The following is a 9040-nucleotide window of genomic DNA, read 5'->3' on the forward strand; positions in this document are numbered from 1 at the left end:
ACTCATCCATCATTCCGATAGAGGTTTTCAATACTGTAACCCCAAATACACCCAATTTGCTGAAAAAAATAATATTATTATGAGTATGACCGAACAATATGATCCCTATGAAAACGCAGTTGCAGAGCGAATTAACAGAACCCTTAAATATGAATATGGACTAAAACAAACGATTAAAAACACTGAATTAGCGCAGAAAATGACAGCACAAGCAGTGTATATTTACAATAACCTAAGAACACATTTTAGCCTAGATTTAAGAAAGCCAGCTGAAGTCCACAAAAATCCAACGATCAAATACAGATCCTATCGAAAAAATAATGTAAATTTACCTGAACTTACTATCTAAAAGTAGTAGTTAATCAACCAAAAAAGACCGTAAAAAAGGTCAACCTATTTCAGTATAATACATCAACTAGATGAATATCAATAAATTAAAATATTAATGAAAAAGCAACTTTTATTTTTTTTGATAACAATTTTAAGCTTTAATTGCCATGCACAAATTTCTTTTGAGAAAGGATATTACATTGATAACAACAATCAAAAGACTCGTTGTTTAATCAAAAATAATGATTGGAAAAGTAATCCAACTGAATTTAAATATAAAATATCTGAAAATAGCGAATCGAAAAAGAAAACTATAGCATCAATTAAAGAATTTGGAATTGATAATATCTCAAAATATGTCAGAAGTAGTGTAAACCTTGACAGGTCTAGTGAGGACATCAATAAATTAAGTTATGATAGAAACCCTATATTTAAAGAAGAAAAACTATTTTTAAAGGTATTAGTTGAGGGAAAAGCAAATTTGTATGTATTTGAAGATGGGGCTTTAAGAAGATACTTTTTCAATAAAGGAAATTCAGCAATTGAGCAATTAGTTTTCAAATCTTACAGAACCTCGAACAATAAAATCGGTAAGAATAATAGATTTAAGAATCAACTTTGGAATAGCCTAAAATGTCCAAATTTGAAAATAAATAAATTTGAAAATTTAGATTATCAAAAAAATGAACTAATTGATATTTTTGTAGAATACAACGAATGTAACGGTGAAAAATACATCAATTATGAAGAAAAACAGAAAAAAGACTTATTTAATTTAAGTATTCGACCTGGTCTTAATAGTTCTTCTCTTTCAATACAAAATAGTGCCTCAAGTTTAAGAGACACAGATTTTGATAACGAGTTAGGATTTAGATTTGGTGTTGAGGCAGAATTTATTATGCCTTTTAATAAAAATAAATGGGCATTTATAATTGAGCCAACATATCAATATTTTAAATCGGAAAAAGAAAAAACAAATCAGAAAGTTAAAGCTGACTATAAGTCAATTGAAATACCTGTTGGTATAAGGTATTATTTTTTCCTAAATGAGAATTCTAAAATTTTTATTAATAGCTCATTCATTTTTGATTTAAGTAGTAATTCAATTATTGATTTTAGTTCTGGAACAGATTTAGAAATCAAAACAAGAAATAACTTAGCATTAGGTATAGGTTATAAAAATAATGATAAGTATAGTTTAGAATTGAGATATCAGACAAGTAGAGAAATTTTAAGCAATTATATTTTTTGGCATTCTGATTATCATACAGTATCGGTAATATTTGGGTATTCTATATTTTAAAAAACACCCGAGAACAAAGAACTGAGGTAAAAACCAACTTTTTTCTATCATAAATTTGAGACATAATTAGCCTGTACTAAGATTTATTCAAATAGATCTTAGCTGTAATATTTATTTCTATTTTATATCTATCCTTTTGCTAGAATAGATACATAATTTTCATCATAAGGCAATCCTGATTTAGCAATAGCGAAGGCTTGTTTTAAAAGCTTATTGACCACTGCAATCAACGCCAGTTTCTTGCTTTTACCCTTTGCCACGATTCGCTCATAGATTTCCCTACAACCCTTATTGTGCTTACAAGCGTTGAAAGCACATAAAAATAATAGATTTCGAAGCTTCTTATTGCCCACTTTACTAATCCTACTTCTACCCCTAACACTACTGCCTGATTCCCGTATCGTTGGGGTGGTTCCTACGTAACTACAAAGCTGCGAAGCCTTCTCAAATTTGGTAAAACCATCGGTAACTACCACTAAAAACAAGGCGGTTTTGATTCCAATTCCAGGTATGCTCGTTAGCAAGGTTAGTTGCTGTTGCTGTTCTTGTTTGACAAGCTCCAGTAAGCGAGCTTCAATTCCTTTGACCTCTTTGTCTAAATGTTTGAGATTACGCTTTAAAGAGCTGTAAACATATTTAGAAGGAATACCTAGAACTTCCTCGCCGTGAAGTTTATTCTTTGTGGCGGTTCGCTTCTTTAGGTAACTATCCAGAAGTCGAAAAAGCTGAAGACACTCTGCCTGTACATTGGTCAGCGCATTGTAAAGTGGAACCTTATTGGCCAGGGCATACTCACAGATGGCCTTGGCATCGCTCTTGTCGGTCTTTATTTTTGATAATTTCATCTGAATAAAACGCTTGACTGACAAAGGATTTACTACCGATACAGGTATACCGTTTTTGTAAAGAAACTGTGCGAGCCTGTAATGATAGTAACTGGTTGCTTACATAACCACAATTGAATCATTAGGAAGTATTTTTAAAAAAGATTTAAATCCCTTTTCATCATTTTTGAACTGGTTATGACCACTGCTACTGCCGTGTACGTCAAAGACATCTTTACTGATGTCAACTCCAAAAGTTTCCTTATATTTATTCATAGGAACTGATTTTATGATAGAGCATACTACCGTGATCACAACAACTTGAAAACGAGATCTAAAGCCTCACAGAACTGAACGTGATTAAAGTAGTTAAAGAGAGGGGATTATCAATGTTGTCGAAGTCTAACGCTTCACCGTATAACATAACCTTAATCCTCTCTTTGTTCTTTCTGATTTATACTATAAAATTAATGAAAAACAAACTTAAGATGTATCACAACTATTGTTACGGATTTATCCTACGGACAAATCCTTGCTTGCTCAATATTTCAGTATAATCCATGAACATCGAAAATTCAATAATATTAGAAATTTTTAAAGGCATTTCTTTTTCAAAAAAAGAAATGAATCTTATTGAAAGTAAACTTAAAAAACTCAAGTTAAAAAAAGGGACTACAATATTAAAAGCAGATGATAAAGTGAACAGTCAATATTATGTTTACAATGGATGTTTAAGAACTTACTTTATTGACAAATCTGGTAAAGAACATACTTTGCAATTTGCCATTAATGATTGGTGGATAAGCGATTATACGGCTTTCTTCACGGCATCCAAAGCGATTATGTATATTGAAACTATTCAGGAAGCAACTTTATATGAAATTTCCAAAAAAAGTATGGAAGAATTATTTGTAGAGATTCCACAATTAGAAACTTTTTTCAGAAAAAAAATGGAAAGAGCTTTTGCTAGCTTTCAAAAAAGAATATTAGCAAATTTAGCCCAATCAGCTAAAGAAAGATACGTTTCTTTTATTAGCACTTACCCAAAAATTGAACAGACTGTAAAAAATTACCATATAGCTTCTTATCTAGGAATTACTACCGAAAGCTTAAGTAGAATTAGAAAAGAAATATCTCCTAATTGATTTTATTACCATACATCAATTTTCAGTACTTGATTTGACAGTAATTTTGTCTCTAATCAAAAGAATAACAACAATTATAATCGCTTTAGCTTTATTTTCCTCTTGTGGTAAAAACACAAAAGAAAATAATTCTAATGAAAAAAAATTAAGTATTAACACAGAAAAAGCAAAACAATGAAAAAAGTATTATTTGTATTAACTAATCACGAAGATTTAGGAGATACTGGAATGAAAACTGGTTTTTGGATTGAAGAATTTGCAGCACCTTATTACTTATTAAAAGATAAAGGAATTGAAATTACTTTGGCATCTCCAAAAGGTGGACAACCTCCAATTGACCCAAAAAGTAATGAACCAGATTTCCAAACTCCAGCAACCGTAAGATTTAATGATGATAAAGAAACTCAAGAGATCTTATCTAAAACAATAAAATTGGAAACTGTTAATCAAGCAGATTATGACGCTGTATTTTATCCTGGTGGACACGGTCCTTTATGGGATTTAGCTGAAGATGAAAACTCAATTGCCTTAATAGAAGATTTTTATAACAACAATAAACCTATTGCTGCTGTTTGTCACGCTCCTGCAATTTTTAAAAACACAAAAAATACGGATGGGACATCTTTGGTTAATGGGAAAAAAGTAACTGGATTTACAAACGGAGAAGAAGAAGCTGTTCAACTAACTTCTGTTGTTCCATTTTTGGTTGAAGAAATGTTAAAGAGTAATGGTGGAATTTACACTAAAAAAGCAGACTGGAGTCCTTATGCGATCGAAGATGGTTTATTAATAACCGGACAAAATCCTGCATCTTCAGAACCAGTTGCCGAACTGTTACTAGAAAAGTTAAAGTAAAAAGTAATCACAATAACGTGTATAATTAATAGCGACTTGGTTTTTTAATTCAAGTCGCTATTCTTTTTTATTTTGTATATTACTTTCCGAAAGTGATCGCAAAAATTTCGCTAATACTCATACACAAACACGTTATGCGTAATCTAAAAAAAATCGTGAATAATTGAACAATCTGACTAAATTCGACCAATTTTACCTGAAAATAAAAGCGAACAGATGGTATTGGTATTTTTCAATTTTTTGCCGACTAACTTTAGCTCTAGGATTTATAGTCGCGGGAATAACAAAAATAATTGACGAACGATTTGCCAGCGGTTTGTCTGAAATTCATCCGATGGGAGCATATCTAACTGCACTGTATCGCACAGGATATTATTATCACTTCATTGGTTATGCTCAAGTTTTTTCAGCCGTTTTACTGCTAATACCTCGAACTGTCACTTTAGGAGCACTACTCTATTTTCCAATAATTGTAAATATCTGTATTCTTTCTTTCGCTGTACGATTTGAAGGTTCATTTATTTCTGCACCATTAATGGTTTTAGCGAATTTGTATATTCTCGTTTGGAATTATGACAAATTAAAATATATTTTACCATTTAAAAATATACCAGATTATGGCATTGTAAAGCGACCAAAAAAATGGAGCAATAAATTCCCATTTTTGTTTTTTGGTGGAGTTGCTGCAACCATTGGACTTATAATTTTAATGTTTCTAAAAGGATTTGAAATTATGCCAAGAAATTCATTATCCGATTGTAAAAAACAATATGCTAATACTAAATATGAGAATATTGGAAATAAATTTTGTGAATGTATTCATTCAAAAGGCAATAAGTTAGATGACTGTTTAGAAAGTTTTTCGGAAAATAAATCATAACCAAAATACTGATAATCGATATAACTACTGGAGAAATAATTTTGATCTTTGTTGAAAAATTTGATTTAATCCACAATATAAAAGCAAAAATTGCATCAAAAAAGTGGCAATTAAAAAAATTAAAGCTGTCAATTCATAAATAGCACCTAGAGCTGGATAATCGTATAAGTTAATCAATTTAGTCCAAAACCAATAAATGAAAATAAAAAAAGATATGTAAAGCAGAATTTTACTCTTTTTTTCCATTTTTTTAAATATTTAATCATAGTAAATTAATAAATATTTACATTATGATTAGACATTCTCTCCCCTTTTTTAATATTATTTATTTTCAGCTTATAAAAAAAGTTTCTGTCTTGATTAATTTGTTCAAAACGTGTTAGAAAAGCAGAACGTTCCTAGCAGAACGTTCCTAGCAGAACTTGCCGCAACTTTAGAGAACACCGTAAATAAAAATAGCTTTTTCTACGCCAACCGAAATTTTCGGTATATTTGGTAAGTCGCCAAATCTTTTGTTTTGGCCTGTTTTAATCCTAAAAAGTTGAGCTTATTTTCGGCGCTACTTTTCAGATACAAGAACGTTCTATATAGCAAAAAAACAAGATATGAATGAAATAGAATATATTGAAAATGAGATTTCCGAATTAAGAAATCAATTAAAAAACCATAAGCTTTACGAAAATTTGACAAGTATTAATGACATAAAAATTTTTATGGAAAGTCACGTATTTGCCGTTTGGGACTTTATGTCACTCTTAAAAAAGCTTCAAATAAATTTGACTACTGTTCAAACACCTTGGATACCTCCCAAAAACCCTAAACTTTCAAGATTTATAAACGAAATTGTTCACGGAGAAGAAAGTGATATTAATGAATTAGGAGAACCGAAAAGCCATTTCGAAATGTATTTGGATGCAATGCTACAGGTAAATGCAAATACCAATGAAATCAACAATTTTATTAAACTCATTGAATTAGGAAATTCGATTGAATATTCTCTAAATGAAGTTAATATTGATAAAAGGGTCGCTGATTTTGTAAAATTTTCATTTTCAATTATTGAGGCAAATAAACCTCATCTTATAGCATCTGCATTTACTTTTGGTAGGGAAGATGTAATTCCTGATATGTTTATAGAAATACTTGAAAATTCTGACTCGGAAAACAAACTTTACAGTAAAATAAATTATTATCTCAAACGTCATATTGAACTTGATGGAGATGAGCACGGGCCATTATCCCTAGAAATGATAAAGGAATTATGTAAAGATGACAAACAAAAATGGAACGAAACATTAATTGTAGCCAAACAATCATTAGAAAAACGAATTGAGCTTTGGAATGCTATTACAGATTTAATTCAACGTGAAAAGCCAGCATACAACAAGGTATAAAAAATAGACGGATTAGTAGTAAATTTAAACTTTTTGGTTTTGTATCTAACATTGTGCTAAACCGAAAGTCCAGTGTTTAGAAATCACCTACTTTTCGCTCCCAGGTGCGCAATTATATCGCGTTCTTCTAACCTTTTAAACCAGAGTTGACTAGTTGTGTAACCCCTAATAACTGTGTTCAACTTTATCCAGTAAAATATAGTGTTAAAAGTGTATATTTGAATTAATAAAACGATTTGTGTGTAATGCGAAAAAAAACTATCAAATGAAAAAAATAATTTATATTGATATGGACAATGTTCTTGTTGATTTCAAAACAGGAATAGAAAAACTTGATAAAAATATAATCGATGAATATGATGGACGACTGGATGAAGTCCCAAGCATATTTTCACTAATGGAACCTTATCCTAACGCTATAGATTCTGTTCACAAACTTTCAAAAAAATATGACTTGTATATTCTTTCAACAGCCCCTTGGCTCAACCCTAGTGCGTGGATTCATAAAATAGAATGGGTACATAAACATTTTGGTAAAGAAAAGGATAGTTTGTTTTATAAACGGTTAATCATATCGCATAATAAAAATTTAAATACTGGAGAATACTTAATTGACGACAGACCTAACAACGGAGCTAAGGATTTTAAAGGTGAATGGATTCATTTTGGTAGCCAAGATTTTCCTGACTGGGAAACGGTAACTGAATATTTATTACAGAAAGTATGAGTAATAAAGCCGAGACAGTAGTGAATTCAAGGGTTGTAGCCCGCTTCAACTTTCTTGTAACTTGATAGGAAAATACCCCGCAATCGGCTACCATTCTTATACCAACCGTTACCAACAATTATAGAAATACGACATTCATATAAATGAAATATAGAAAAATACGAGAAGAAGAATTAAAAAATAAGGTTGGTGCTGATTGGTTTAAACAGTTCGACACCACTGAGATTATAGGAAATATTGACTTCTCAGTCTTACCACAACAGGACAGTTTATTTGGAAGAACTCCGCTTTTATGGGCTGAAGCTAAGACAGGAAATTTTGATATTTCAGCAATGTTTGTCCAACTGATTCTAACAATCGGAAAAGCAAGAACTTTTGACAAAACTCTTCCACCTGCATTTTTAGGAGTATTTGATTTCAAAAAAATTGCCTTTGTAGATTATGTCAATATTCAAGACATTTTTTTTCTAAATGATTTCAATTGGAATGTTGCACCTAGCAATCATAATACTAAAGAATTCCAATTAATTAAAGAAAGAATTGAATCCATTCTAAAAGTCAAAACTTACATTTTTGATTACGAAAAGGATCAAAAAGAACTTAAAATATTCATAAAAAACAATATAGCGAAAGCAACGACAAAAAGTAAAATAAAAATTGATAAAAACAATTTCATCCCTATTTATTTACGGTGGCTTGAAGTCGTAAAACCTATAATTAATGTAAATTGGGAAGAATTAAGCGACGCTAATATTTTTGACAGCGACTTTTACCTTGCTGACTTATTTGTTGATGACAAAGGTACTCAAACTATTGATGATGATTCATCGATTAGAGAGAGCTTATTTGTTGTATTTCACAATCAAGGTTATAAAATAGCAAAAGAAAATATAAATAGAATGTTTGATGCTACAATTGATATCAAACATAAAGAAACCTATCAGCATTTTTGGAAGTTATATAAAAGGCCTCCAATAAAAGAATTTCAAGATTATATAATACAGCGTCGAGATTTATTAGCTCCTCAAGATATCCGAGAACGTAAAGGTGCATTTTTCACCCCTAGAATTTGGGTAGAGCTTTCTCAAAAGTACCTTACCGATTATTTAGGTGAAGATTGGCAGGACGAATATTATATTTGGGATTGTGCAGCAGGAACTGGAAATCTTTTAGCTGGATTGACTAACAAATATAATATTTATGCTAGTACATTAGATCAAGCCGATATAAATGTAATGCACGAACGTATTGATCACGGTGCTAATCTTTTGAAAAATCACGTATTTCAATTTGACTTTTTAAACGATAACTTCTCCAAGTTACCACAAAGTCTTCAAGCAATTATCAATGACCCTAAAAAAAGAGAAAAGCTAGTAATCTATATAAATCCACCTTATGCAGAAGCCGATAATAGAATTGGAGAAGGACGAAAAGGTGTTGCAAATAGTGAAATTCATAAAAAATATTCCGCAAATATGGGATATACAAAGCGTGAGATGTATATCCAATTTTTAACTAGAGTTTATTTTGAAATACCTCAGGTGGTGCTTGCAAATTTTTCAACTTTGAAAAATTTGCAAGC

At 30.7% G+C, this 9040-nt stretch carries 7 protein-coding genes and 2 pseudogenes; 8 read left to right on the forward strand and 1 reads right to left on the reverse strand.

Annotated features, from left to right (window positions below):
- Both FT993_RS00015 and FT993_RS00020 read left to right on the forward strand, forming a co-directional pair.
- Window positions 1–349: integrase core domain-containing protein (locus tag FT993_RS00015; protein ID WP_147860496.1), on the forward strand; the 349-nt coding region annotated here is incomplete at its 5' end.
- Window positions 350–445: 96 nt separating this feature from the next.
- Window positions 446–1633 carry an outer membrane beta-barrel protein gene (locus tag FT993_RS00020; protein WP_147860497.1) on the forward strand — a complete coding sequence of 396 codons (1188 nt, stop codon included), beginning with the start codon at window positions 446–448 and terminating at the stop codon, window positions 1631–1633.
- Between the two features lie 128 nt (window positions 1634–1761).
- On the opposite strand, the pseudogene FT993_RS00025 reads toward FT993_RS00020, so the two are convergent.
- Window positions 1762–2733: pseudogene (locus FT993_RS00025) on the reverse strand (IS110 family transposase).
- 284 nt (window positions 2734–3017) lie between these two features.
- On the opposite strand from FT993_RS00025, the gene FT993_RS00030 reads away from it, so the two are divergent.
- From FT993_RS00030 to FT993_RS00055, 6 genes and pseudogenes are all read left to right on the forward strand, one after another.
- On the forward strand, window positions 3018–3602 hold the full coding sequence (locus FT993_RS00030; RefSeq protein WP_147860498.1) for a Crp/Fnr family transcriptional regulator: 585 nt from the start codon (window positions 3018–3020) through the stop codon (window positions 3600–3602).
- A 174-nt stretch (window positions 3603–3776) separates the two neighbouring features.
- On the forward strand, window positions 3777–4457 hold the full coding sequence (locus tag FT993_RS00035) for a type 1 glutamine amidotransferase domain-containing protein (RefSeq protein ID WP_147860499.1): 681 nt from the start codon (window positions 3777–3779) through the stop codon (window positions 4455–4457).
- A 163-nt stretch (window positions 4458–4620) separates the two neighbouring features.
- Complete coding sequence (locus FT993_RS00040; protein ID WP_147860500.1) at window positions 4621–5337, forward strand: DoxX family protein; 717 nt, start codon at window positions 4621–4623, stop codon at window positions 5335–5337.
- A 605-nt stretch (window positions 5338–5942) separates the two neighbouring features.
- Entirely contained in the window at window positions 5943–6731 is a 789-nt protein-coding gene (locus FT993_RS00045; RefSeq protein WP_147860501.1) for a DUF3050 domain-containing protein, read from the forward strand.
- A 289-nt stretch (window positions 6732–7020) separates the two neighbouring features.
- Window positions 7021–7458 (forward strand): hypothetical protein, encoded by a 438-nt coding sequence (locus tag FT993_RS00050; RefSeq protein ID WP_255504359.1) that lies wholly within the window; start codon window positions 7021–7023, stop codon window positions 7456–7458.
- A gap of 143 nt (window positions 7459–7601) precedes the next feature.
- Window positions 7602–9040 (forward strand): annotated as a pseudogene (locus FT993_RS00055) (hypothetical protein); the annotation flags it as partial.

This window comes from Mesonia sp. HuA40, from assembly GCF_008017835.1.
In the GTDB taxonomy this organism is placed as follows: domain Bacteria; phylum Bacteroidota; class Bacteroidia; order Flavobacteriales; family Flavobacteriaceae; genus Mesonia.